The organism is Nocardia fusca NBRC 14340, from assembly GCF_001618425.1.
GTDB lineage: Bacteria > Actinomycetota > Actinomycetes > Mycobacteriales > Mycobacteriaceae > Nocardia > Nocardia fusca.
The window spans coordinates 1-25,155 of the sequence record NZ_BDCU01000073.1 but is presented as its reverse complement, the minus strand read 5'-3'; the positions used below and the strand labels follow the sequence as shown (position 1 = coordinate 25,155).

At 64.2% G+C, this 25,155-nt stretch carries 20 protein-coding genes and 1 pseudogene; 6 read left to right on the top strand and 15 right to left on the bottom strand.

Annotation, left to right across the window (positions count from 1 at the left end; translation table 11 throughout):
* From NF4_RS35455 to NF4_RS38380, 4 genes are all read right to left on the bottom strand, one after another.
* Nucleotides 1-309: transposase (locus NF4_RS35455; protein ID WP_198165600.1), on the bottom strand; the 309-nt coding region annotated here is incomplete at its 3' end.
* Nucleotides 310-355: 46 nt separating this feature from the next.
* Nucleotides 356-775 carry a hypothetical protein gene (locus NF4_RS35450; protein ID WP_157120781.1) on the bottom strand — a complete coding sequence of 140 codons (420 nt, stop codon included), beginning with the start codon at nt 773-775 and terminating at the stop codon, nt 356-358.
* 6 nt (nt 776-781) lie between these two features.
* Complete coding sequence (locus NF4_RS35445; protein WP_063131762.1) at nt 782-1,192, bottom strand: hypothetical protein; 411 nt, start codon at nt 1,190-1,192, stop codon at nt 782-784.
* A 1,318-nt stretch (nt 1,193-2,510) separates the two neighbouring features.
* Nucleotides 2,511-3,251, bottom strand: a complete 741-nt coding sequence (locus NF4_RS38380; protein WP_157120780.1) for a hypothetical protein — start codon at nt 3,249-3,251, stop codon at nt 2,511-2,513.
* 384 nt (nt 3,252-3,635) lie between these two features.
* Between NF4_RS38380 and NF4_RS38375 the strand changes: the two genes are divergently transcribed.
* Nucleotides 3,636-5,057, top strand: coding sequence for an ApeA N-terminal domain 1-containing protein (locus NF4_RS38375; protein ID WP_157120779.1), 1,422 nt, complete (start codon nt 3,636-3,638; stop codon nt 5,055-5,057).
* Nucleotides 5,058-5,481: 424 nt separating this feature from the next.
* Here NF4_RS38375 and NF4_RS35435 read toward each other — a convergent pair whose 3' ends face one another.
* The 5 genes from NF4_RS35435 to NF4_RS35415 are packed head-to-tail and all read right to left on the bottom strand — an operon-like array spanning nt 5,482 to nt 11,185.
* On the bottom strand, nt 5,482-7,185 hold the full coding sequence (locus NF4_RS35435) for a class I adenylate-forming enzyme family protein (protein ID WP_084533835.1): 1,704 nt from the start codon (nt 7,183-7,185) through the stop codon (nt 5,482-5,484).
* Complete coding sequence (locus NF4_RS35430) at nt 7,182-8,531, bottom strand: MFS transporter (protein WP_063131759.1); 1,350 nt, start codon at nt 8,529-8,531, stop codon at nt 7,182-7,184. The genes NF4_RS35435 and NF4_RS35430 overlap by 4 nt, the downstream gene beginning before the upstream one ends.
* Entirely contained in the window at nt 8,528-9,061 is a 534-nt protein-coding gene (locus tag NF4_RS35425) for a 3-isopropylmalate dehydratase small subunit (protein WP_063131758.1), read from the bottom strand. The genes NF4_RS35430 and NF4_RS35425 overlap by 4 nt, the downstream gene beginning before the upstream one ends.
* The gene (locus NF4_RS35420) at nt 9,058-10,302 is read right to left on the bottom strand and encodes a 3-isopropylmalate dehydratase large subunit (RefSeq protein ID WP_063131765.1); all 1,245 of its coding nucleotides are present in this window, start codon (nt 10,300-10,302) and stop codon (nt 9,058-9,060) included. Before NF4_RS35420 ends, NF4_RS35425 begins: the two co-directional genes overlap by 4 nt.
* 16 nt (nt 10,303-10,318) lie before the next feature.
* Nucleotides 10,319-11,185 (bottom strand): isocitrate lyase/PEP mutase family protein, encoded by an 867-nt coding sequence (locus NF4_RS35415; RefSeq protein WP_063131757.1) that lies wholly within the window; start codon nt 11,183-11,185, stop codon nt 10,319-10,321.
* Between the two features lie 158 nt (nt 11,186-11,343).
* Here NF4_RS35415 and NF4_RS35410 point away from each other — a divergent pair, with 158 nt between their 5' ends.
* Complete coding sequence (locus NF4_RS35410; protein ID WP_063131764.1) at nt 11,344-12,156, top strand: IclR family transcriptional regulator; 813 nt, start codon at nt 11,344-11,346, stop codon at nt 12,154-12,156.
* Between the two features lie 482 nt (nt 12,157-12,638).
* Nucleotides 12,639-13,622 (top strand): alpha/beta hydrolase, encoded by a 984-nt coding sequence (locus NF4_RS35405; protein ID WP_439956809.1) that lies wholly within the window; start codon nt 12,639-12,641, stop codon nt 13,620-13,622.
* Nucleotides 13,623-13,775: 153 nt separating this feature from the next.
* On the opposite strand, the gene NF4_RS38370 is transcribed toward NF4_RS35405, so the two are convergent.
* Nucleotides 13,776-13,985, bottom strand: a complete 210-nt coding sequence (locus NF4_RS38370) for a hypothetical protein (protein WP_063131755.1) — start codon at nt 13,983-13,985, stop codon at nt 13,776-13,778.
* Here NF4_RS38370 and NF4_RS37345 point away from each other — a divergent pair.
* Together NF4_RS37345 and NF4_RS35395 are read left to right on the top strand one after the other, a co-directional pair.
* A pseudogene (locus NF4_RS37345) lies at nt 13,923-14,096 on the top strand (IS1380 family transposase); the annotation flags it as partial. The gene NF4_RS38370 and the pseudogene NF4_RS37345 sit on opposite strands and share 63 nt — an antisense overlap.
* A 546-nt stretch (nt 14,097-14,642) precedes the next feature.
* Nucleotides 14,643-15,482: a stealth family protein gene (locus NF4_RS35395; protein ID WP_063131754.1), complete on the top strand. Its 840-nt coding sequence runs from the start codon at nt 14,643-14,645 to the stop codon at nt 15,480-15,482.
* Nucleotides 15,483-15,739: 257 nt separating this feature from the next.
* Here NF4_RS35395 and NF4_RS35385 read toward each other — a convergent pair whose 3' ends face one another.
* From NF4_RS35385 to NF4_RS35370, 4 genes are all read right to left on the bottom strand, one after another.
* Nucleotides 15,740-17,686 carry an acyl-CoA dehydrogenase family protein gene (locus NF4_RS35385; protein WP_063131752.1) on the bottom strand — a complete coding sequence of 649 codons (1,947 nt, stop codon included), beginning with the start codon at nt 17,684-17,686 and terminating at the stop codon, nt 15,740-15,742.
* A gap of 262 nt (nt 17,687-17,948) precedes the next feature.
* Nucleotides 17,949-19,670: an arginine--tRNA ligase gene (gene argS / locus NF4_RS35380; RefSeq protein ID WP_063131751.1), complete on the bottom strand. Its 1,722-nt coding sequence runs from the start codon at nt 19,668-19,670 to the stop codon at nt 17,949-17,951.
* Nucleotides 19,671-19,832: 162 nt separating this feature from the next.
* A complete protein-coding gene (locus tag NF4_RS35375) occupies nt 19,833-20,765 on the bottom strand; it encodes a hypothetical protein (RefSeq protein ID WP_157120778.1) in 933 nt (310 codons plus the stop codon).
* Between the two features lie 192 nt (nt 20,766-20,957).
* A complete protein-coding gene (locus NF4_RS35370; protein ID WP_063131749.1) occupies nt 20,958-21,803 on the bottom strand; it encodes a 2OG-Fe(II) oxygenase in 846 nt (281 codons plus the stop codon).
* A 986-nt stretch (nt 21,804-22,789) separates the two neighbouring features.
* Here NF4_RS35370 and NF4_RS35365 point away from each other — a divergent pair.
* Nucleotides 22,790-24,490 (top strand): WXG100-like domain-containing protein, encoded by a 1,701-nt coding sequence (locus tag NF4_RS35365; RefSeq protein WP_063131748.1) that lies wholly within the window; start codon nt 22,790-22,792, stop codon nt 24,488-24,490.
* A gap of 480 nt (nt 24,491-24,970) precedes the next feature.
* Here the strand turns inward: NF4_RS35365 and NF4_RS39705 are convergent.
* Nucleotides 24,971-25,155, bottom strand: a 185-nt coding sequence (locus NF4_RS39705) for a hypothetical protein (protein WP_232330805.1), incomplete at its 5' end; no start/stop codon positions are given.

Genomic DNA, 25,155 nt, shown 5'->3' with positions numbered 1-25,155 from the left:
TTCGAACGAGGAATCGGTGTCGCGCGGGACCGCGATCTCGACCGGGCCGATCTCGGTCAGCACCGTCTTGGAGCGGGTGCCGTTGCGGGAGTTGCCGGTTCCCCGCCCGTCCGGGTCGTGTTTCTCATAGCCGACGTGTTCGGTCATTTCCGCTTCCAACGCGGTTTCCAGCACGTTCTTGGTCAGCTGGTTCAACAGCCCGTCCGGGCCGAGTAGCTCGACTCCCTGCTCTTTGGCCTGCGCAAGTAGTTGCTCGGCCAGCTTCTTCTGATCCACCGCATCCACCACGGATTCGAGTGTCTCCGACATCAATCGATCCTTCCTGCCGAGCACGGGCTCGGCCATCGGACCGAGATCAGATCCACCGAAGTTCAGACAGTCCCACTGTCTGATACTCGTGAATCTGCAGCGCGGCAGTGAACGAGATGAGTGCCGAACGGATTCGACGGCGACGTTCGTCCACGGCATCGAAGTCGTTGAGGGAGAGTTGCCGATCGCGGAGTTCGGTCAACACGCCGATCAACACATCGCACAATCGTTCACCCTCGTCGGAGATATGTTGCGACAGTTCGCTGTCGATCATTCGCCGCAGTCTGTCGTGCGCCTCGGCGTATCGGGTGTTGTCCTCTTCTGTGAACGAGCAGATCTTCGCGAAAACGGCGGCGATGTCGGGTCTTTCGGGGACGTTGTGAATTAGTATTGCGCCATACGGGTCCACATCCGCTCGCGCATCCTGGGCATCCATTTCCGCTGACCGCTCACTCATCGCGCGCATCGACTCCTAGACCTCTGCCGCCGCCTCAGCGAACCGCCGACGCACGTCCTCCGACGACGGGAGGCCAGTGGACAACCATCGCTTACAAGCGCGCAGAACACCTTCCAAGCCGTCCTTCACGAGCCGCTGGGCGGAGTCCGGCGTATGCCGGTCGCGAGCGTCGGGTGTCTCGACCCAATCCACAGCGACGATCGCCGCCACCTTCGCTAGCACGTTCAGCGCCTCGAAGATGAGGAGAGCCGATGGGCTCTGCTTGGTCAAACTCGACCGGGCAAGGTTCTGCCAAGCCTCGAAAGCATCGTGGGTGAGATCGACCGCGTCGTCGCCCTCGACGCCGTCCAGCGACGCCACGAACGCATCGAGTCGCTCGATCCATTCCTGTACCCGCGCGGCTTCCTCTTGGTCGAAATCTGACATCGGGGTCTCCCAGCCTGCCGGTTCTGTCTAGCCCAGCGGCCCTCTTTGGTGGGCAGCTGTCCAGCGTTACACAGGCGGCACCCCGGACAACGAGCGACACGCCTAATGCCGAGGGCACGGGCGAACAAATCTGACGACCAGAGCTTCAGAGCGCGGTGATCACCGTCTACCTCGACACGACTCCCCGAACGGCACAACGCGGCAGACATATCCCACACCGTCCGGTTCCTGGCTCGTCCACACGTTGCTCCACCAACCTCCACCTCTTTCCGATCCGCGGACGTTCCCCAAGTGGGTTCCTCTGGCCGGGTACCGCCAGCCCAACCCATCTGTGGGCTTCGACGCCGGGCGGGGCCGCGGTGCTCGGCCCACGTAGCCCCGCCGGCGGGGCCAGGCAGGTCTGCCTATGAGCAGGTCATGTACAGGTGGAGGTCTCGGCAGCTAACTGATACGCGGGTGTTGAGGCGGGTACTCGATAGCCTGAATTCGCGCGAGAGCGCGGCGGCCTCGAGTGGTTGCACTTGCAATGCGGACCCCTCGTCGTCCTCGGTGTATCCACACGAGGTCGAGATCGACTAGTTCGTCGAGATAGCGTTCGTAACGTTGGAGGGTGGCGGGGGCCTCGGAGGGCGCTGAACCGCGTATCAGCCGTGGCACTTCTATTTGATCGCTTGCGGCGATGATCGACAGAAGCCAGTGAAGCCGCTCGCGGCGCCGAAGTTTTGCGGTGAGGCCCTGCCCGCGACGCACTCCCGACTCCATCAGCGGCTCCGTCGCAGAAGGATTCGAAGAACTTCCAATGCGGTTTTTCGGTGTTCGCGGTTGCGATGGAACACAGCACCGACAGTGGCTACCAATACGGCGACGGAGGCAGGTACACCAACCAGGAGAGACAGCAGGCCAGCTGCAATCGCGCTACTCATGGATTCGACACTGAATTTATCCCTTCCGACAGGCAAGCCACTGCCCGATCGGGCTGAATGAGTGGGGGTGCAATGATGCGGAAGGCCTGGCCAGGCTATATAAATATTCATATTGTGATTCCGATCACCGTTGTAGCTTTTCGTGTCGGAACGGGCCGACTGAGTTCGATGTTCATGACCGCTGCCGCGGCTGCCGAGATCGGCATCGTCGCCGGGAATCTCCCGCTCGTGCCGATACGGACAGGGGTCCTGCGACTCAGCTGGGAGGGTGCGCCCACGATCGACGTGTTACTCCGCAATTGCCCTGTAAACGAGGAAGCACGCCAGGAGCACGACGTAAGACCTGACCGTGTAGCTACCTACTCGATGGGGCTGGCGAATTTCGCCATACAGGATCAAGAGCGGCGGCGCATGCGCGCCGCCGCCACGCAATCGGCGTGACCTGGCTGCGCTGGCGGTCCCACCGGCATGTCGGCGGCACGCACACGCCACCCGCTTCCGATCCGAGATGGTTGATTTCCGATAGCCGAGAAGTGTGGGCACGTCGAGAGCTGTACCCGACTTACCTCCCGCAGCCGCCCACGAATCGGCCGGTACCCGGCCCGGTCAACTGGCTGTGGTTCCGCCATCGCTGGTGTTTCAGAGGGTGAATCTGCCCGTTTCGCGCTCGCTGGATGGTTGAGCTGGGTCGCGTAGTCATCCCAGACCGAGAGGACATCATCAGCCATGCGGTCGAGGCTTGCTCTATCGATCGGTACAGCCGTGGCTGGCCCAATCTCAGATCTGACCCGTTCCTTCGAGAAGTGCATCACCTGGCGACTGGCGTTAAGCCAGTCATTCGTCAATCGAGCCTGCTTCGCTGCATCGACGGAGGGTGCCCAGCCGGAAAGGATGTCGCCCGCATTGAAGTCTCTCGAATCTGAGGGCTTGACCTTTAGGAACTCGATCAGGCTCCGTACGTGCGCAAAGAAGCACTCAACGGCCGCCTGCTGTAGCAGCGGATCGACACCCGGATCATAAATCGCCTCAGGTAGCCGCGCCACCATCTGAGCTACTCGCATACTTTCCAGCATGCGTGCCATACCAACAGAGCCGAAGGCAGCAACCGAGCGGTTTGTCGCGGCAGGGGTCTCCATAGGAGTCATTCTGTCATGGCGGATTCGCCTGCATATACACACTTTTCGCGACCTTCGGCCGCGTGGCCATACTGACTGATGACCTGCATCGTGTTCCCGCGCCCCTCCACCGTCAAGGGCGCCTCCGGCGTCACTACGTGATGGCTACCGCCACCCTTGACCCTAGAGCCTCTGCGCGAGAAAGGCAGGCCCTACGGGGCAGGCGGGTAGCCGGCCCTCGCGTGCGCATGCCACCACCCAGCATGGCCAGGCCGTGGAGCGTACATGCGCAGCTGCGGTTGGGCCCGATAGTGTGCGTCTATGACAAATCTCTGCGGAGATCCCGATAGTGCAGTGCGCAGCAAGGCATGAAGGACATAATTTGAACTCGTGAATCCTAGTGATGTGCCTATCAAGGTCCAGCAACCCGATGGCAGATACTCGTGTCGATGGTTGCTTCCTGACCTCGCCACAGAAGAAGTATTCCGACCTCATGGTGAGATAATCTTGGAAGGAAGCAAGGCACCCCTAGGAAAGGCTTCAGGCAAGGTGCCGGGTAAACTTCAGGGCGGATTTCCTGAGAATTATAACTACGAATACCTGAACGGCCAGCTCTCCAATGGGGCTGGAGTGCTTATGATAACGCCCCGGTTGGAGGTATGGGGCCAGCCTGGTTGGGGTATTAACTTTCCTGACGGTAATGCAAAGATATACGGTGCCGCTGCTCTTGTTGGCCACGGGGCGGAACATTTAGAATCGGCCGACATATCGGAAATCCGCGTTCAAGTTTCACGCCTTGATCGGATAATTAAATCGACACCAATTGAGTCTCGCGACATACCCGTTGCATCGGAGTCGAACCAAGCTACATGGTCGGTCACCACTCGCTCCAGTGATCAGTATTGGGATGACGGCGCCACCAGGATTCATATAACGTATATGCAGTCCGCCACCGTTTTTACTGGATATGAGTTTGGTATTCGTTTCACTCCGATTCTAAAAATAAAATCTAGTGCGCCGGTGCCGTTCCTGGAGGCGTATGACAGGTGGGTGCGTTCGCTGTATCGCGTTATGTCCGTCATAACAGGGAAGAATGAAGACGTTACATATCTTGAGGTGAAGCCAGCGGGAGCGGATAATCGATCCCCTTACCTTCAGGTTTTTGCAAGGCCGATTACGCAATCCCCATATATGCCTGAGCGTGGTCGATTGCGTAGAGGGAGTGATTCGGCGTTATGGCTGGATGAGGACGGAGTCTCCTTGCTGGATCTTGTAAAACGGTGGCATGAGCTAGAGTGTGAACAGAATCCGATCGTGTACACATACGATCCGTTCGCCCTTGGAGCTGACCAGCATCCGAGAGCGAGATTTCTGCTACTGATTCAAGCGCTGGAAGGAATTTCAAGTCGCGAAGCCAGGCTGAATGGGCGAGTCGTTGCCTTCGAGAAGAAGCGTGCTCGCGTTCTGAGTGAATGCATGAAACACCTCACAGGCATGAATCGAAGGTTTGTCAAAGGAAACCTGAAAAAGTCTCCGATCAATCTTGATGATCGCCTGACCGACATGTTTGGATCCCTGCCAATTAATCCTATTGAGAACATTGGTAAAACTGAACTTATCGATAGGGTGAGTCGGGAGCATGGTCTAAAGGCCGAAGGTGCATTGCGTTTGATAAGAAACGATTTAGCGCACGGAAATAGGACCTACGATGTCTATGAGCTCGCCGAGGTATCGGCCATCCTTGAGGCAGTTGTTCGTGCGCACGCCCTTCGCATCCTCGGTATGAGCGATGCTGTACAGGAACGAGTGCTCGCGTTTGACGACTGATTAGCCGCCCGTTGTAAGTGTGGCTACCGGGGGTTAGCTCGATTTGACACCAGTCATGACACCAACGCCGACACCATTACCGCCCGCGTGCCAACTCCGGAAACGGGTCGAAGGCCCACATGGATTGCGACGTCAGGAGACCCGCTCGACCCTCGTAATGAAGAGGTCGAACGGCGGTGGCTGGTGACGACAGATCCGACGGCAATGGCGACAGCAAATCCTCACGCCCTCTACGGACATCGACTGAGCGCGGAACGCCGCGGTCGGTGGCGCGTCCCGTGCCTGGCAGTTTGAGGTCAGGGACAAGGATGCCGAGCTTCGCCCATGGGGCCGGACGTGCGCGAAAGCGCCGTTGTTCAACCCGATCGATTTGGCCATACTCCTGTCGGAATCGCGGCACGCAAGTGGAGCTTATCTATCAGTCTCAGGCGTCGGTGTGTTGATCACGCAGCGCTCGTCTGCGAATCTTGCCGGTCTGTGTTTTCGGCAGGTCGGTAACGATCTTCACCACCCTGGGGCGCTTGTAGGGTGCGAGGCGCTCTCGGGCGAACGAGATCAGTTCGTCGGCTTGGGCGTTGTGTGCGTCCTTGAGCGATACATAGGCGGCAACCGACTCACCGCGATACTCATCGGGGATGCCCACCACGGCTGCTTCGAACACTGCCGGATGCTCGTAGAGAACGTCTTCGACCTCGCGCGGCCACACCTTGTAACCCGACACGTTTATCTGGTCTTTGATCCGGTCGACCAGATAAACCCACCCCTGCTCGTCCACGATCGCGCTGTCCCCGGTTCGGAGGCAACCTTCGGGTAGAGCGGCTTCGGATTCTTCTGGTTTGCGCCAGTATCCGCGGATGACCTGGGGGCCGGTGACGACGAGTTCGCCTTGGCTGCCGGGCGGGAGGGGGTGGCCTTCGGTGTCGACCACCTCGACGTTCACGCCAGGGAGCGGTAGCCCGATGGACAGGGTGCCGCTATTCGGGTCGACCGGGGCGCTTGCTCCAGGCGGCACTGCGGTGACTGCCGAGGAGGTTTCGGTCATGCCGTAGGCGTTGTGGATGTAGTGGCCGAAACGCTCCTGGAAGCGAGCGACCGTACTCGGTGGGACCGGCGCACCCCCGCTGAACAGCGTTTTGATGGTGGAGAAGTGTTCGGCGGTGGCGTATTCCGAGTTCATCATCGCGTTGAAGGCGGTGATGGAGCCGATGGTGTAGGTGACGCCGTGTTCGCGGAGGGCGTCGACGGCGACGTCGGTGTGGAAGCGGCCGGTGAAGACCAGGGAGGTTCGTTCGGTGAGGGCGAGGGCGCCGATGACGACCGCTCCGGTGATGTGGAACAGCGGGGCCAGGGCGAAGACGACGTCGCCGGGGGTGATGCCGGCGAGTTCGGCGAAGTTGGTGGTTACTGCGCGGACGTTGGCGTGCGAGTTCATGGCGCCCTTGGGCGGGCCGGTGGTGCCGGAGGTGTAGGCGAGGAAAGCGAGGTCGTCGCCGTGTACCTGGACGGATGGGGGTTTCCGGCCGGTGTACTCGTGGGCCAAAGTGAGCAGGCCGGGTGCATCGGAAGGGTGGTTTGCGGACCCCTCTGTGACAGCGGCGGGTTCGGGTTTGAAGACGCGGGGGTCGTTGCGGGACTGGAGGTCCGACTCCGCGGTGCCGAGCACCCACCCGACTGTGGTGCCCTCGACGTCCTCCCGGACCTGCTGCACATCGCGGTCGGTGGTGATGATCCCGACCGGTTCGGCATCGCTGACCAGTTTGCGGAGTTCGCGGCCGCGATACATCGGGTTGAGCAGCAGGGCGATCGCGCCGAGTTTCCACAGGGCGAGCAGGACTAGCGCGTATTGCGGGATGTTCTGGAGGTGGATGCCCACCCGCTCACCGTGGCCCACGCCGCGGTCGGCGAAAGCGGCCGCGAGTGCGGTGGCGAGGTCGTCGGTCTGGCGGACGGTGAGTGTGGTGTCGAAGTACACGAGGGCCGGGGCGTCGGGTTCGTGCTGGACTCGGTCGTTCCAAGCCGCCACGAGTGTGGCGAAGTGTTCTGTTACCTCTCGCGGGCGGGACGCCCCGTCCGCCGCACCCTCATCAAATACGGCGGACGGGGCTTTCCCGGTATTACCGGTGGTCATGCAGGGAGTTCCTTGCGGCTGGTTTCGCGGATGGTGGCGACGGTGAGCAGGCCGATGGCGCAGACGCCCATCACCCAGTAGGCGGGGGACATCGCGTTGCCGGTCGATTCGACGAGCTGGGCGGCGACGTAGGGGGCGGTGCCGCCGGCGGCGATGGTGCCGATATTGAAGCCGAGGGAGACGCCGGTGTAGCGGACCGTGCGGGGGAAGAGTTCGGTGAACAGCGGGAACGCCGGAACCTGCACGACCCCATTGAGGACCATGTAGAGGAAGTAGACGATGCCGATGACGAGGATGCTCTCGGTCGCACCCATGATCATGAACGCCGGGAGGGCGATCACGACGTAGGCGAGGTACCCGCCGACGAGTACCGGTTTACGACCGAACCTGTCGGTGAGCATGCCGCTGATCGGGAAGGTGGCGCAGGCCAGAGCGATGGCGATGGCCGAGGTCCAGTAGACGGCGTCCTTGGAGAAGCCCAGGTCTTTGATCAGGTAGACGCTGAAGTAGGTCAGGCCGATGTAGCCGGAGCCGTTCATCGCGATGGCGACGCCGATGACGCGCAGGACGGACCACGGGTTCTTGGTGACCGTGTCGAGTAGCGGGCTCTTGGCGACCTGCTGTTTCTCGGCCATCTCTTCGAATTCGGGGGTGTCCTCGAGCTTCATCCGGACGCGGAGGCAGACGTAGGCGAGGGGGAGGGCGAGCAGGAACGGGATACGCCACCCCCAGGATTCCATCTGCTCATCGGTGGTGGCCAGCGCTACCACACCCACGACCGCGGCGGCGACAGCGAAGCCGAGGGTGGAGCCGACCGGGGTGAAGGAGCCGAAGAAACCGCGGCGCTTGGGCGGGGCCGATTCGGCGATATAGGTTGCCGCGCCGCCGACCTCGCCGCCGGCGGAGAAGCCCTGGGCGAGACGGACGAGGACCAGCAGGATGGGGGCCAGGACGCCGACGGTCGAATGGGTGGGGAGCAGGCCGAGGATGCCGCAGGCCACGCCCATACTGACGACGGTGATCACGAGGGCGTGGCGGCGGCCGCGGCGGTCGCCGAGGCGGCCGAAGAAGATGCCGCCGAGGGGGCGGGCGACGTAGGCGACGCCGAAGACGGCGAGTGTCGACAGGATCGACACCCCGGAATTGTCCGACGGGAAGAACAGCGGGGCGATGGTGACGGCGAGGAAGCCGTAGACCGCGAAGTCGTAGTACTCGATGAGGGTGCCGACGCCGCCGGCGATGGCGGCGCGGCGGGCCACGGAGTTCGACTTCTTCGGTGCGGTCACCGGCAGCTGCCCGGCGGGCCGGCTGTCAGGGTTCTCGACGCGATGATCGACATTGGTCATTGCGGTTGTCCTTGGCGTGCGTGCTCGGCGAGCAGGAGTGCATACGAGCCACCGGCTTCGATGACCTGAACGGTCCGCGGATTCGGTGGGGTTCCGACCAGGTCGGTTCCCTCGGGCAGGCGCAGTGTTGCGGCGCGCCAGTCGAGGGCCACGGCATCGTCGACCCGGACTGCGGTCGAGATGCCGGGGATCGTGATCAACGGCATGCCGTTGAAGGTCTCGCCGCGCCAGAAGCCGGGCGAGAAGGATTCCGCGACGATGGCCGCGATACCCGCGTTGCGGAGGGCGACCATGGGCGGATAGTGCGGATGACCATAGCCGAAGTTACGGCCGCCGACGATGATATCGCCGGGGCGGACGCGGTCGGTGAAGGTGGGGTCGTAGGCCTGCATACACACCGAGCGCAGGTGGTCGGGGTCGTAGGACTTGATATTGGAGACGCCGACGACGAGATCGATATCGAAATCGTCGCCGAAGATCCAGGCGACCTTGCCTTCGATGATGTCCGGCGGTGGGGGATAGGCGCTCACCGGACCGACTCCTGGATCGTGCCGGCCAAGGCGCTGGCGGCGACGGTGTAGGGGGAGCCCATGTAGATGTTGGCGTCGGGGCTGCCCATGCGGCCGGAGATGTTCAGGACGCCGGTGGAGATGCAGTTTTCGCCGGCTTGCAGGGGTTTCTGGTAGCCGAAGCAGAAATCGCAGCTCGATATATTGATATGCGCACCCGCGGTGCGAAGCACGTCGAGGATGCCTTCTCGCTCGGCCTGCTCGTACACCTTCTGAGAGGTGGGGACGACATTGAGTTCGACGCCGGGGGCGACCTGGCGACCGTCCAGGACGAGGGCGGCGGCGCGCAGATCCTCGATGCGACCACTGGCGCATGAGCCGATGAACGCTTTCGTGATGGGTGTGCCGGCGAGTTCCTGGGCGGTTTTGGTATTGACGGCCCGGGCCGAGCCGGGCAGTACCACCCGGGGCGTCAGGGTGGAGAGGTCGATGGTGTGGCGGGCCGCGTAGGTGGCGTCGGGGTCGGGATAAACCGGGTCGAAGTCGCGGCGGGCGACGGTCTGCGCGTAGGCGAGTGACGTCTCGTCGGGTTCGAAAAGGGCGGAAACCGCGCCGGTGAACATGGCCATTCCGCACAGGCCCTGGCGGTGGTCGATGGTCATCGAGCGGGCGCCGGGGCCGCCGAATTCCATCACCTGATGGGCACAGCCGTCGGCGCCGACCATATCGATGATGGTGTGGACGAGGTCGCGGCTGTCGACGCCGGGCGGGAATTCGCCGACCAGGTCGAAGCGGGTGGTGGCGGGGATATCGACGAAGACCCGGCCGGTGACCCAGGCTTCGATGAGGTCGCGGCGGATGCCCCAGCCGAGGGCGCCGAAGGCGCCGATACCGCTGATATGGCCGTCGAAATGGACGAGGAATTCGCCGGGGATCGCGAGGCCGAGTTCGGCGGTGAGCTGGTGGCCGATACCGCGGTTCTCGTGCAGCTCGATGCCGTAGAACTCGCACCAGTCGCGGGTGACCTGGTGGACTTCGGTTTCCTTGTCATTGCGCTTGGTGAGCATGTGGTCGATGAAGACGATGTAGCGGCTCGGGTCCTGGAGTTCGGTGATCCCGAAGTCCTCACGCATCTGGCGGAACATCACATCGGTGTAGCCGGGGAAGTCGTAGGCGATCATCCGCGCCGGATGCACCGGGTGGTTCTCGCCGGCGCGGACCGTTTCCTGTTCCGAGGCGCGGCCCAGGATCTTCTCCGTCATCGTGTAGCCCACGAGGTCACTGCTCCTTCGCGGGTAGGTATTTGTTCTGCATGGCCTCGACCTCGGGGAAGCCGATCAGTTCCACGAATTCGTGGTGCGGGAGCGCATCGGCGCTGACCCGGGCGGGTGCTTCACCCGAGGCCAGGCGCTTCAGTGTCTCGCGGGCCGCCCCGGCCACGGCCATCAGCACCTGGGTGGGCAACAGGGCGAGGCGTACGCCGATCCGGTCGAGGATCTCGGGGGTGAACTCGCGTTCGGTCCAGGTCGAGGCGGTGAGGGTGGCCATGAGCGGGACGCCGACCTCCTCGTGGCAGCGCTGCCACTGCTCGACGGTTTCGAAGGTCTTGGTGACCGGCATGATCATGTCGGCGCCGGCCTCGACGTAGGCCTGGGCGCGGCGGATGGCGTCGTCGCCGCGGGCGTCGGTGCGGGCGATCAGCAGGACGTCGTCGGGGATGGAGTCCCGGACGGCGCGGATCTTGCCGGTGGCCTCGGCGACGGTGATCAGGTCGACCGGGTCGCCCACGCAGATGGGGCAGGACTTGGGGGAGACCTGGTCCTCCATGAACATTCCGCCGACACCGGCGTCGACGAACTTGGTAGCGGTGCGGGCGGCGTTGACGGCGTTGCCGTAGCCGGTGTCGATATCGGCGACCAGCGGCAGCTTGGAGGATTCGCGGATCGTGCGGACCGCCTGCAGGTTCTCGGTCTGGGTGTAGAGCTCGGCGTCGGGGAGGCCCAGGGCGGCCGAAACGGCGAAGCCCGAGGCGCACAGGGCGCGGAAACCGGCCTGTTCGGCGAGGCGGGCGGTCAGGCCGTCCCATACGCCGGGGGCGTAGACGAGTCCGTTCGACGTGAGGTCTTTCAAGGTCGGGCTGCGCACCAGTCCACTCTCCGTTTCGCAATGCGGAATGCGTTTCGTATATCGATATGAGACGGTAAGGTGGTTCAGGTCACAAAGTCAACCCCGATCGATAGATGTGTTCGTATGGTGGCGACATCGATCGCGCGAACCGTGGAAGCGAGTGAGTATCAGTGGCTGTGCCCACCGAGCCGAAGGCGGCTGTGCCCGGAGAGTCCGAGGCGCCGGGGGGTCGCGATGTGGTGGGCGCTGTCCTCAAGGCGTGCACGCTGCTCGGTCACTTCAGCGCGGATCGGCCCGCCTGGACGCTGAACGACCTCACGTCGGCGAGCGGGATGAACAAGACGACGGTGTACCGCCTGATGGCCACGCTGATCCAAGCAGGGTGGGTGGATCGCACCGAGGAGGGCGCCTACCGGGTGGCGATGCCGGTCTTCGAGATCGGAGCCGCCGCGCTGTCGAAACTCGATATCCGCTCCGCGGCAAAGCCTTTCATGACCGATCTGGCCACCACCTTCGGCAACACGGCCTATCTGATGGTCCCCGCCGAACAGGGCGCGGTGTGCATCGATCTGCTCGAAGGGCGGAACTCGCTCGTCGTCGCCGGTATCACTGTCGGATCCGTGATGCCCTATCACGCCGCGGCGGGGCCGGTGGTCATGCTCGCGCATTCGGAAGCATTGCGGGACAGGTGGGTTCGCGATGACCTGCCGGCGATCACCGAACGGACCATCACCGATGTGGACCGGCTCGTCGCACACCTCGACGCAATCAGGGAAGCCGGTTACTCGGTGAGCAACGCGGACTATCTGCCCGGGGTCGCCGCGGTGGCGGCGCCGATCCTCGGGCGGGACGGCTCGGTGGTCGCGTCCATCAGTGTGGGCGGCCGGGCCGAAGAATTCGAAGGTGACGCCCTGGCCGCGAAAATCGAGAAGGTGCGTGACGCGGGGGCACGGATCACACGGATCGTGCAGGCGCTGCCGCGGGGCTGAGAACTCCGCGACTCCGTCTCCCCGCCGAGACGGAGCCGGGGGTGCGGTCGAGCGCCGGCCGCGCAGGGGTGCGTCCGTTGCTCTCGCCGAGGCGAAATCGCCCGAGTGCCGAAGGAGCCTCGAGCACCGCGGATTCCCACCGGCGTAGCGGTTTTGGTCCGGCCGCACGCCGGACGTCATCGAGAAGGCGGGCGGGGTGTCGTCGGCCACCGACCTGGGCGTGCAGCCACCGGGGCGTCCGTCCGTCTGGAATGCCCCACGCCCGGGCCGCGATACCCGGCGAAACGGGAACTGTGAACTCACCTGTGGGGCAGTCTGTTCGGTGAGATTCGCCGATGTCCGTGGGTGGCGGGCGATTCGTAACGGGACGGTTTGGTCCTGCTGCCGCTTCCGAGCCTTGGGAAGGCTCCTGCGGGCGTCGTGTGGAATTCGCCGGTAGCGTTGAGCGGCGGCACGGTTCGAGACCGACGACTAGGTACGGGGTGGCAGTGGAGAAGCGGCGAGCGGCGTGGGGGCGGCTGCGGAAACTCGGTGTGTTCATTACGGCGCTGGTGCTGGCCGCCGGTGCCGGCGGGGCGGTGGCGGATGCGGCCCCGCTCGTCGGGCCGGCACTGCGGGCCCCGGCGGGTGGGTACCAGGAACTCGTGGTGCCATCCGATATGGGTCCCATCAAGGTCCAGGTGCAGTGGGCGGCGCGCGGTGGGCGGGCGGCACTCTATGTGCTCGACGGCCTGCGTGCGCCGCACGACCACAATCAGTGGACCAGCGATACCGACGTCCTGCGACGGTTCGCGGGAGACGATGTGACGCTGGTGTTCCCGGTCGGCGGCCATTCCAGTTTCTACGCCGACTGGTACCGGCCGAGCAGTACGAACGGCCAGGCCACGACGTACAGGTGGGAAACCTTCCTCACCGAGGAACTGCCGGCCTATCTCGCGAGATACGGTGTCTCGCGCAGCAACAACGCCGTCGTGGGTGCGTCCATGGGTGGTGGGGCGGCACTTGCTCTCGCCGCGCATCACCGCGACCAGTTCAAATTCGCCGGATCGTTCTCCGGATTCCTCAATCCGACCTTCCCGATGTGGAACGAAGCGGTCCGCGCCGCGCTGTGGGACGAGGGCCGGTTCAATGTGGACGATATGTGGGGCCCCGCCGGTGACCCGGCCTGGCACCGCAACGATCCGACCGTGCAGGCCGAACGGCTGCGCGGTCTGCCGATGTACATCTGGGCCGGTAACGGTGTGCCCGGGCCGCCCGACCTGCCCCACGGCGTCGGTAACACCGTGAACGCGATGGGTCTGGAGTCCTTGGCGACAGTGGCCGCGCAAATCTTCCGCGACCGGCTCGCCGCGCTGGGGATCCCGGCCCGCGTCGACCTCGTCAACGGTACCCACACCTGGCCCTATTGGGAGCAGGCGATCACCACCGCCCGCCCGATGATCCTGGACGCACTCGGCGCGGGCTGACGACGGTGACGCGAGCGTCGGGGGCCGGCATGCCCGCCGTGGGTCAACGTCTCCGCGACCACGCACTTCACGCCAGGTTCGTGACGGTCGCCGTGACCGGTCAGCGCAGTGCGCCCACCCGGAGCGGCGTAGGGTGTCTCCGGCGAAGTCCGTTCACCATGGACCGCGACCGAACACGGCCTCCACGGCCATGTTGGGCGTATACGGGCGATTACCGTCCTTGTCGCGCAGTTTGTACATCGCCTCGGTCAGTTCCCGCACGGTCGTCTTCTGTACGGCATCGCAGACCGCGGAATACGACTGCTGGATCTGTCGGGTGGGCCGCCCGGGATGCGGCTTGTGGTCCGGAAAGAACGCTCGCACTCTGGTGCGCAGTTGCGGTTCACCGGCCAGGACGGCCTCCGGCTGACCGCGTTCGTCGCCAACACCGCATCGGGTGCACTGCCTGCGTTGGAGTTACGGCACCGCCGCCGCACCGAGTCGCTGGGCTATGGCCCGGCCGATAGGCCGCATCTGCGATCAAGAAAGACACCCCCCCGGCTCATGGAACCCGGCAGCCCACCCGCTGTTCCAGGGCGGCTCACGCCCACCCGGACAGCAAATCAACGGACGCCGACCTCCATCGGGCCAACCCCAGCTCCCAGGAAAAATCGAGGCCAACGGTCCAGGCCCGGTGTGGTTTCACATGGGACGGTTCACCGTTCCGCCTTCGCTGCTCGCGTGTGCATGTCTTCCAATTTTCCGCGCTTCCCACTGGAGAGAACGAACCACAATGGCAGGGAGCATTTCAGGGAGGACGTATTGCAGGGTTCATCAACAGCGCCTCCGGCGAAACTCCCGGGGATCGCGCGGCCACCGCTGACGACTCAGGCGAACCCCCCGGTGCTTCCGCCGAGCCGCCCGCCGGTGACGCGGCAAGGCGCGACCGGAATCTTCTGGGACTCAGAGGCCACACCTGTCGAATAGCCTCGGTCATCTTCAGTGAGTCCTGTCTTTCACTCGATCTGTAAGGTCCAGGCGGTGGATGTTCTCTATTTCCTCAAACACAGTGCATTCGACGACCTCGAACTGAGGTATTCGCTGCGGAGCATCGAACGTCATATGCCGTGGGTGAGGCGGGTGGTGGTGTTCGGCGATCGGCCCGAATGGCTGGCGGGTCCGGAGAGCGGAATCTTCCATGTTCCAGACGAGGCAATCGCCTGGATCGGACCCTACAGAACCCCCGTTGCGAATACCTTCCTGATGTTCTACCTCACGGCTCTGCTGCCGGAACTGGACGAGGAGTACATCTTCTTCAGCGACGACTTCGTCCTGCTCCGCGATCTCACGCCCGACGAGGCCCAGCGAAACCGCTATCTGCAGGATCTGGCGACCCTCGACAGTCGCGGCACGGGCTTGTGGAAGGACAGCCTGTGGCGGACGCATGACCTGCTCAAACGCCTCGGCTACGGCACGCTCAACTATGAAACGCATACGCCGGCCTGGTTCCGGAAGCAGTGGGTGTTGGACGCCTACCGCGATCTACGGGATTTCGTCACCGAGGACCGCTGGCAAGGCCCGATGAGCATCACCGCAATTCTGAGCCACGTCCAGAAGCACCATCCGCGACCGCTGGTGCATCTCGAAACGGAGGGCAGCCGGGTGGGCTTCTACGGCAAACCCCCGGCATACGACGAGATCGTCTCCCTTGCCAGCGCGGCAGACGCGAGGTTCCTCAACTACGACGACTCGGCGTTCGGCCCCGACCTGCAACGCTTCCTCGCCCGGCGATTTCCACACCCCTGCCGCTACGAACGGCCCGAAACCCCCGCGAGCCCAACCGGCGCAATCATCGATACCGTCAGCGTGCCGGTTTCTTGATTACCGCACTCGGTGTGTTCATCACGGCTGGTGCCGGCCGACGACGTCGGCGGGGCGGTGGCGGATGCGGCGCCGAGCGGTGGGTCGGCGTTACGTGTCCCGGCCGGTGGATATCAGAAACTCGTGGTGCCCCTCGACCGGTGCAGCCACGTCGCACCGGTCGAGCGTGATCACCTCTCCGGGCCGGGAGTATCGGGGCACTGCCGCGCGCTGGTGATCCGCGCTGCAGGCCCGCCCCCAGTCGTCGCCGTGACCGGTCAGCGCAGTGCGCCCACCCGGAGCCATGGTCGCAGCAGGTTCTCCTCGGTGGAGGGGCCCATCTGCCATTCGGCGATCCACGGACCGGTGCCCTCACTCGGGTCGAGTGTGCCCTGCTCCACCCAGCGGTAGCGGCCGTCGAACAGGTTGCGGGCCAGGTTCACGTCCTCGTCGTCGGTGTTCTCCCACAACGAGTCGAACAATTGCCGCACCCGGATCCGGGCCTGCCGACAGAACACGTCGGCCAGTTCCGTGGCGGCTTCGCCTTCCGCCGTGCCGTCGGCGCGTTCGGCCTGGGCGCGCACACAGGCGGCCGACATGGCGAACAGCTCCGTGCCGATATCGACCAGGCGGCCCAGGAACACCTGCCGGTACTCGAGCTTCGCCTGCCAGCGCGCCATTCCGTACATCAGCGCGCGGGCCTGTTTCCGTGCCATCCGCTCGACGAAGCGCATATGCCGTGCCAGCGGACCGAACTCGGCGAACGCGGAGGGTGCCGTGCCCGGTCCGACGGCCAGCTGCGGGAACCATTTGGCATAGAAGCCGCCGGCGCCCGCCGCCGCCTTGGCCTTCTCCTTGAACTCCGCGTGCTTGTCGACGAGTGCGCCCGCGGCGGTCATATGAGCGTCGGCCATCTCGCGGGCGACGAGCAGACGCATGATCTCACTGGAGCCTTCGAAGATGCGGTTGATCCGTAGATCGCGGACCAACTGCTCGGCGCCGACCGCCCGCTCACCGCGGGCCCGCAACGACGCCGCCGTCTCGTAACCGCGGCCACCCCGGATCTGCACGAGTTCGTCGGCGATCCGGCAGCCCATCTCCGAGGCCCACAGCTTGGCCAGTGCCGCCTCGATACGGATGTCGTTGCGGTTCTCGTCGGCCATGGTCGCCGAGAGATCGAGGACCGCCTCCAGCGCGTAGGCCGTCGCGGCGATGAAGGACACCTTGGCGCTCACCGCGGCATGTTCACCGACCGGTCGACCCCACTGCACCCGGGCGGTGCTCCATTCCCGGGCGATCTTGACCGACCATTTGGCCGCCGCGGTGCACAGCGCCGGAATCGCGAGCCGTCCCGCGTTGAGCGTGGTGAGGGCGATCTTCAACCCGTCGCCCTCCCGGCCGATGAGATTCTCCCTGGGTACCCGGACGTTGTACATGCGGGTGACGCCGTTCTCGAGGCCGCGCAGCCCCATGAACGCATTGCGCCGCTCCACGGTGATGCCCTCGCTGTCGGCCTCGACGACGAAGGCGGAGATACCGCCGCGGTGCCCGTCGCCCTTGGGAACCCGGGCCATCACCACCAGTAGTTCCGCGACCACTCCATTGGTCGTCCACAGTTTGACGCCGTTGAGCTCGTAGGCCGCACCGTCGGCCGTGGGGGTCGCGGTGCTGGCGATCCGCGCCGGATCGGAGCCGACATCGGGTTCGGTGAGCAGAAAAGCGCTGATCGCGCCCCGCGCGCACCGCGGGAGGAACCGCTGCTTCTGCTCCGGGGTCCCCGCCAGCTTCAGGGGTTCGGGGACGCCGATCGACTGATGCGCGGACAGTAGCGCGCCCAGGCTGGCGTGTACCGAGCCGACCAGCATCAACGCCTTGTTGTAGCCGACCTGGGACAGGCCCTGCCCGCCGTACTCCTCGGGAATCTTCAGACCGAAACAGCCGAGCTCGGCGAGGCCGCGCACGTACTGCTCCGGGATACGGCCCTGCTCCTCGATCACGCTGCCGTCGAGGGTCTCGCAGTAGGCCCGCAGCCGCGCCAGATACGCCTCGGTGCGGGCGGTGTCCTGCGCGCTCGGCTTCGGGAACGGATGGATGAGGTCCACCCGGTAGCGGCCCAGGAACATCTCCTTGGCGAAGGACGGTTTGGTCCAGGTGACCTCGCGCGATTCCTCGACCAGTTGCCGTGCCTGCTCCTCGGTGGCGTCGACTTTCGCGGCAGTGGACATGGCATGCCCTCCTCGGAAGTGATGACGGTCACAGACGAGTGTAAGAGGCATTGTTACCCGCCGGTAGGCCTGAATGGGAAAGAGTCCCGTACGGTCGGCCGGGCGTGCACCGCGGGCGTCGCTGCCAGGTCCGATGGGCCGCCACTGCATCCGGCACCTGGATATTCCGGTCCCTCGTTACGGCCGGATTCCCTCGTTACGGACGGAGGGATACGAACTCGCCGCCGAGCCTCACTGCCCCCGCCGCCGACGACCTGAGGCGCTACATCTCGTCGGGAGCGGTGATACCGAGCAGGCCCAGCCCGGTGGCGAGGGTCCGGGCGGTGAGATCGCACAGGGCCAGGCGGCTGCCGCGGCTCGGCTCCTCGGCCTTCAGGACGGGGCAGCGCTCGTAGAACGAGGTGAACGCCGTCGCCAGCCCGTAGAGGTAGTTGGCGAGCCGATGGAATTCCATACTCGCCGAGACCGCGGCGACGGTATCGGGGAAGGCGAGGAGTTCGAGCGCCAGCGCGCGTTCCGCCGCCTCCTCGATCCGCACGGGGGCGCCGTCGCGGGCCGGGACCACGCCGCCGCGCCGGAAGATCGACCGGATACGGGCGTGCGCGTACTGGAGGTAGGGGGCGGTGTTGCCCTCGAAGGAGAGCATGCGGTCGAAGTCGAAGGTGTAGTCGCGGAGCCGGTCGGTGGACAGATCCGCGTACTTGATCGCCCCGATACCCACCGCGCGGGCGACCGCGGCACGGGACCCGGCGTCGAGATCGGGATTTTTCTCCGCGATCGCCCGGGTGGCCCGGTCGACCGCCTCGTCGAGCAGGTCGACGAGTTTGATCGTCCCCCCGGCCCGGCTACGCAGTACTTTGCCGTCGGCGCCGAGAACCGACCCGAACCCGATATGCGTGGCGCGCGCCGGTGGCGCGAGCCAGCCGGCCTCCCGGGCGGTCGCGAACACCATCGCGAAATGCTGCTGCTGCGGCATCCCCACCACATACAGCAGCCGGGTGGCGCCCAGGACGGTGAGCCGATCGCGGATCGCGGCGAGATCGGTGGTGGCGTAGCCGTATCCGCCGTCGCTCTTGCGGACGATCAGCGGCAACGGTTCGCCGTCGCGGCCGGTGAACCCCGCGGGGAACACGCAGTCGGCGCCCTCACTGCTGCGCAACAGCCCGAGCCGGTCCAATTCGGTTATCACCGAAGCGAGTTCGTCGTTGTAGGCGCTCTCGCCCACAAAATCGGCTTCGACCAGCCGGACATCGAGGCTGTCGTACACCTTCATGAAATACTGCTTCGATTCGGCGACCAGCAACCGCCACAGCCGCAGGGTGGCCTCGTCACCGCCCTGGAGCAGGACCACCCGACGCCGCGACCGCTCCTTGAATTCGTCGGAGCCGTCGAATTTGCGCCGAGCCGCGGTGTAGAAGGTGTTCAGGTCGCCGACGGAGAGTTCGGCGGCCGCCTCCGCCTCGCCGATATCGAGCAGATGCTCGATGAGCATGCCGAACGGAGTCCCCCAGTCGCCCAGATGATTCCGCTTGATCACCCGATGCCCCAGCCACTCGGTGATCCGTACCGCGGCATCACCGATGATCGTGCTGCGGAGGTGGCCGACGTGCATCTCCTTGGCGGTGTTCGGTGCCGAATAGTCGACCACCACGGTTTCCGGTTCCACGGGCGGGACACCCAGGCGGTCGTCGGCGCCGACCGCGCCGGCCATGCTGCCGAGGACCTGCGCTCGCAGCGTCATATTGATGAACCCCGGCCCCGAGATCTCGGTGTGCTCCACCAGATCATCGAGGTCGGCGGCCGTCAGCACCGCGGCGGCGAGGTCGCGGGGTTTGCGGCCCAGGCGCTTGGCCGATCCGAGGGCGGCATTCGACTGGTAGTCGGCGAACTGCGACCGCTGAACCAGTGGGTCGACGGGTTCACCGACCACGGCCTCGAACGCGTGCGCGAGGCGGTCGGACAGTATCTGCTCGGGGGTGGCCACGGAGGGAACCCTAGCGAACGCCACACCGCGGAATCGATTGGAACTATTTCCGGACTTGACGATCGCGCGTGATCGGGTGTGGAACAGCGTGGGTCGCCACTGCGTCGACTCCATTACCTACACCGGATCGACGGCTCCCCTGTCCGGCCTACTGTGAACTGCTCAGTCCTCTCCCGACCGTACGGCAGATGGTGGGAGAACAACAGATCGCACGCCGGCTCTCCGACTGTCGCGAAGCTCCGCCATGGGATCGTAACGTCGCAGCACCTCTGCCTTCACCAAATCCTCCTGGGTCGCGGCATCGAGACTCCATGAGGTGAAGTAGTCACGCGCTTCGTCCCAGCTTCCGGTTTCCCTGGCCGCGCGCAGCAAGTCCCTGGACCGCAACATGAATTGTATGACAATGGGGCAATCCGGGTCGTCCCACCAGAAGTCCGAGAATGCTTCGAACTTGCCGAATTTGGCCACCCAGCTGTCGAATGACGGATTCGGATAGTGCAGGATGACCGGGTGGTCGACGGTGCGTTGCTCGCCCTCGTAACCGCTGAACGAATGCACTCCTGCCTTCACTCCGGGGGACACGCGAACAGCGCTCTTGCCGTTGCCGTACGCCATGAAATCGGCCCGGCCGTTGACCCGGAAGAGGGTGCATTGGGTGAAGCAATTGGTGACCTCGTGGTTCAGTGGAACCGCCTCATGGTTCATGAAGGTTACGTGTCCCACGTGGTCCATCGTCTTCCAGCTGTGATCGCCTCTGTCGTACAAGATCTCGTCGCTGTCGAGGGGAATGAGCCATGGGATTCCTTCGGCGAGTGCGTAGGAGACGGCCTCCCTGTAGTTGGCGACCTCGCGGTTGAATAGCCCGGACGGCGTCAGGTCTGTGCGGGGTGTGACACCGGGCACCAGCAGTACTCGATCGTCTTCTGTGAACGGCTCGAAGAGCGGTCGTTGGCCGGGGTCGTCCATGAAGATCATGATGATATCCGCACGGCGCAGGTGATACTCGAGCCAGTAGTGAAGGCTCGGGCCCGGATCCATGATCGTCGAACAAATGAGCAGGCCCTGCTGAATCGAGGCCGAGCAATTCGTGTTCACGTCCGAAGTCTAACAATTAGAAGCTCTCCGGCTCGGAGGATGCTTTCTTCGATGGGAAGGATACGTCAACCCTCCGGAAATTCTCATGACTCCGAGGGGATGCTCGGCGTGGGAACTATTGTATTGCGGAGAATCGACCCACCTGTGGTGTATATCGTTCTGCCGTCCCTTGCCGATACGAATCGCGGTGGCCTACCGCGGGACTGGATAGCGGCGCATCCATTTGTTCATAATCCATTTTTCGCCGGCGAGAACGGGAAGTCCGGCGTGTATTGTAGCCGGATCGAGCTGACCTCTCTTGTTGAAGTATCGGAAGTAGAGTGCCTGACCCTTGCGGGGGGAAAATGAGATACCGGGATCCGGGAAAAAAGTCTCGCCGCCGGCTTCGACGTCGTTCAGATAGATTATGAGTGTCGCGACCCGCTGGCCTCCGCCGCTGAGGTGGGCGATGCTACCGGGATCGTTCGGTGAATAGAAATCGAAATGACGCATGTACTGGCCACCCGTTCTATAGCGTACGACCTGTAGGCCTTCTCCGTAGTCCATCGGACTGTTCATCAGTGCAGAGATCCGTCGCTCGACCGAATCTATAACCGGATTCTCGGAAATTCCGAGCGTAATGCTCTCGCTGGTCCGGGTCTCCGCTTCCTCGAAGAGGCCGGTGGCAGGGTCGATGGTCGCGGAAGGCTTTAATCGATTTTCGGCCATCTCGATTATCCGATCGCACTCGTCGGCTGAAAGCGCATTGTCGAACAAGGCTATTTGCGGCCGTTCTACTCGCATCAGTACGCGGACCGTGCGGTCGTGAGTGTGAACGACCCGGTCCCTTGAAATGGCGCCGGGGTCGTATTCATACGGCACGGCACCGGGTATTTCTCCCCGCAGCAATGCGTACACTGCTGCCATGGCCGCGTTCTTGTCGAAGCCATTGTCTGTGATGTATTCGATGATCGACTCGGGCGAATGCCCCTGTTCGAGGTTTCCGTTGATCCAGGCATTGATCCTGCTGCGCGTCGAATCATCCAGTGCCGCCGTCATGTTCGCAGAATAACACCGGGTTTTCACGTCCCGCCTCGGTGCGGAGGGTGGCCAAGCGTCCTGGGTGGTCTGTCGGTGATAGTGGTCGAGGGGGCGGTGTCGTACCTGATCGGCCCTCGTTACCGCCTGAAGGCCGTCTCGCGGCGCATATACTTTCCGAGTATTGGTCCGGTCCGCGGATCTGCCGAGGTATCGGTTCCTGGCCTGTGGGTTTGCTCCCAGTTCCGGTTCCTGGCGTCCGTGGATACAAGCCGACGGGGGCGTCCGGCGCCCGCCTCCGGGCCGCCTCGGCCGGCTGCCGGAGGGCGTGGCGAGTCCGATCGGGGAGACTGCCTATTCCCTGTATTGGTGATAGTCGGCGGCCGGGGGAGGGTCGCGCGTTACCTCTTCGGCATTCGTGGCTCCTCTCGCCGTGCTCCCGTGGAGAGATGCGGTCGCAGGCGCTGCCTACTTTCGTATCGATCCGGCAGCCCGAATCGATTCCATGTCAGGTACTGAGCTGAGCGCTGCCGACCTGCGAAATCATGGCGCTGTGCAGTGCTTCGAGACGGTTCCGTTCCGGGCGGCACCGGTGTCGGTCCGAGTCGGTCACCCAGATGTCGGATGTCGTACTTCACATCCTTCGGTCACGCGGTGCCGATCCCGCCCGAGCGTTGTGGAACCGACTTCGGACGGTCCGATCGGCGCTCGAGGGCAGACGAAGCGAGCTGTCGGTTTTCGTAGTTCGGTAGTCTGTCCGGGCGTCGATTCGGTAGCGTACGTCGGCGCGATCTGTACGGGCAGTATGAAGCGAGGTGCGTGAGGTCGAATGCAGCTGCAGCTCTGGCTATGCTCCGCGCCGATGCTCTCTGCGGCCGGCCTGGCAGTGTGCTGCTGATGTCGATTGTCAGTCCGTCCCGCTGCACCGGCCGCTGCCGTGCATTGCCGTCTGCGTATAGATCGCGGTCGGTCGGATCGGTTCACGCCGCCGTGAGAAGGTTCGACAGTTGAGTATCCACATACCGAGCGAGGTTGTGTTCTTTCTCAATATCCTGGGCATCCCCTATCCGGATGTCGATGTGGATCAGGTGCGCGAGCTGAGCCGGACCGTCGAGGAACTCGCCACCGCGGTCAGAGAAACCTATGACGAGTCGACCAACACTGTCGAAGCTCTGGGATCGGCTATTTCCGGGGATTCCTACCAGGCAATCCTGGTGATGTGGGCGCAGAACAAAGGAATGATGTCGGAGCTGGATACCGCATTCGGTATAGCATCGACAGCGCTCGATATCGCAGCAGATGTCATCGAGGCGATACAGATCGCCGTGCTCATCGAACTGGCAGCGCTCGCGGCGAGTTTTATTGCGAGCATAGGCACTCCGGCGGGGCCGGTTACCGGTCCCGCCATCGCGGCCACGACACGTTATCTGCTCAAAGAAGTGACCAAGGCGTTGATGTGGTACATCGCGGCCGAGGTTATGATGAAGGCCATTCAGCCGCTCCTGGACAAGTTCGACCTCTTTCTTCGCGATGCACTACGTCCGCCCGGCGAAGTCCCTTCATCCGGCACCGGATCGACCTACCGCCTCGACCCTGATGAAGTCGAGCGTTATATCAAGATCCTGGACAGTCAGGCCGATGACATGAAGTCCCACGGCGAGAAGTTCGCCGAGAAGGTGGACGGCTTCGACTTCGCCACTCCTGGACTACCCGTGACACCTGCCGATTGGTCGGATCCTTCCGGAGATCAGCCGTTCACGCAGGCTCGACCTGATCCGCTTCTGAACGTGCTGTTTCCCGGCGGGTTTCAAGAAAGCCAACAGCCTTCTGCCGAAACTGCCTCCGGGAGTGCTCCGAAGGCGGACTCCGCTCCGAGCGCCGACTCTGTGGCGCCTGGAGAGGAACTTGCGGGTGGCGACACCCCTTCGCCGGTTACGTCCTCGTCGGGCGACCAAACGAATGGGCCGGAGGCCGTCGCCTCTGGATCGGTCCAGCCGGGCGCGCCAGGGACTTCCGTGTCCTCGATGAACACCCAAGCTGCGGGTCCCGATTCCGTCGCGCAAAGTGGAGATCGCGTGTCGAGCGCTCCCGGTAATACGGAAAACAGCCCGGAAAGCGCCGAATCGGAAGCCGCGCAGAGCAGAGTCGGCGAAACCGTGGGAATGGCTCCGACGGCGATTACGCAGTCGACTCCGTCGACGACGACGCAGTCGCAGACGTCGTCCACTTCGAGTGGGCAACAGCGTCCCGTCGACGCCGCGGCGAACAACGCGGCGAACAAAGGGCAGGGGGGTGCCGCCCGGTCGGCGGCCGGCGCTGGACCGACGCAGGGGACGGCTGCCCGGTCGGCGGCCGGCGCTGCTTCCGATAGCAAGCCGCCGTCTGTCGGCAAGGGCGCACGGACACCCTGGTCGCGTGCCGGCGGCAAGGCGGCCCGCGTGGCGGCATCCGCGAAAGGCTCCGACGAGAAAACGTCGGCGATTTCTGTGGGAGAAACCGCGAACCGTGGAGAGACGAGTCAGACTGCACAGTCGGGATCGGAAAGCCCGCAGAGTGCTGGGCCACAGGTGTTCGCGCCGGCTACCGGGGGGCCACCGGCCCAATCGTCCAGCGGCGCTCCGGTCGACCAGGATCACGAAGTCTCGGCCGATCCTCCACAGAAGGAGTCCGAGCCCTCCGCGGTCACTGGTCGGCCTCGATCGGAATGACACGAGCGCGGCCAGGAGGACGCGACTCCGTGCTCGATGGTGGGTCGGTTCTCGCGGATACAGAAGCATCTCCCGCACCGGTCAAAACGTCCGTGACCGCGCTCGACCCACTCGAGAACGCCACCGGCTGGAACGATTCGGTCGACGCGGTACGCGCTGTTGACTCGATGCCCCACAGTCCCCGATTCCGGGTTTCCTTCCCCGCCTTGGGGATAGTTGAAAATGGGGCGAGCCGACGAGCAGCTCGGCGGTCGACCGCGCTTCTTTCGTGCAAAATTCGCGGTCCTGCCGGTTGTCGGAATGCTCTCACTCGATCGAGCCCGCCGGGTGGGTACCGATATCACCGACAACGAGATATTGCGGCGCACCACTCTCCGGGCATAGAGCGGTGTGGATACAGCTTGGGCGTGATGTGCAAACGGGCGCGCGGAGGGGCCCTCTCAGGGGCTGGAGGATGTAGTGGCTAGACGGGGTCTGATGTCAGCGGTCGGCGACGCGCTCGGGTCGGCTGCGCGCATGGTTTCCGAGCGAATCCCGCCCTGGATGCGGCGGAACGGTTCCGAACGCGCTCAACGGGCACTCGACGCGGGGCGTGACGCGGATTTGCAGGCCCGGCAGGGTGTACCAGCGCAGCCGGCTCATCCGCCGCAGCCGGCGCATCCGGC

What these genes read in the sequence shown, in the direction of transcription:
- NF4_RS35385 (WP_063131752.1), bottom strand. Translation starts at nt 17,686, where the DNA reads ATGTCCACTGCCGCGAAAGTCGACGCCACCGAGGAGCAGGCACGGCAA.
- NF4_RS35430 (WP_063131759.1), bottom strand. Translation starts at nt 8,531, where the DNA reads ATGACCAATGTCGATCATCGCGTCGAGAACCCTGACAGCCGGCCCGCC.
- NF4_RS35420 (WP_063131765.1), bottom strand. Translation starts at nt 10,302, where the DNA reads ATGACGGAGAAGATCCTGGGCCGCGCCTCGGAACAGGAAACGGTCCGC.
- NF4_RS35445 (WP_063131762.1), bottom strand. Translation starts at nt 1,192, where the DNA reads ATGTCAGATTTCGACCAAGAGGAAGCCGCGCGGGTACAGGAATGGATC.
- NF4_RS35450 (WP_157120781.1), bottom strand. Translation starts at nt 775, where the DNA reads ATGCGCGCGATGAGTGAGCGGTCAGCGGAAATGGATGCCCAGGATGCG.
- NF4_RS35370 (WP_063131749.1), bottom strand. Translation starts at nt 21,803, where the DNA reads ATGACGGCGGCACTGGATGATTCGACGCGCAGCAGGATCAATGCCTGG.
- NF4_RS38380 (WP_157120780.1), bottom strand. Translation starts at nt 3,251, where the DNA reads ATGGAGACCCCTGCCGCGACAAACCGCTCGGTTGCTGCCTTCGGCTCT.
- NF4_RS35435 (WP_084533835.1), bottom strand. Translation starts at nt 7,185, where the DNA reads ATGACCACCGGTAATACCGGGAAAGCCCCGTCCGCCGTATTTGATGAG.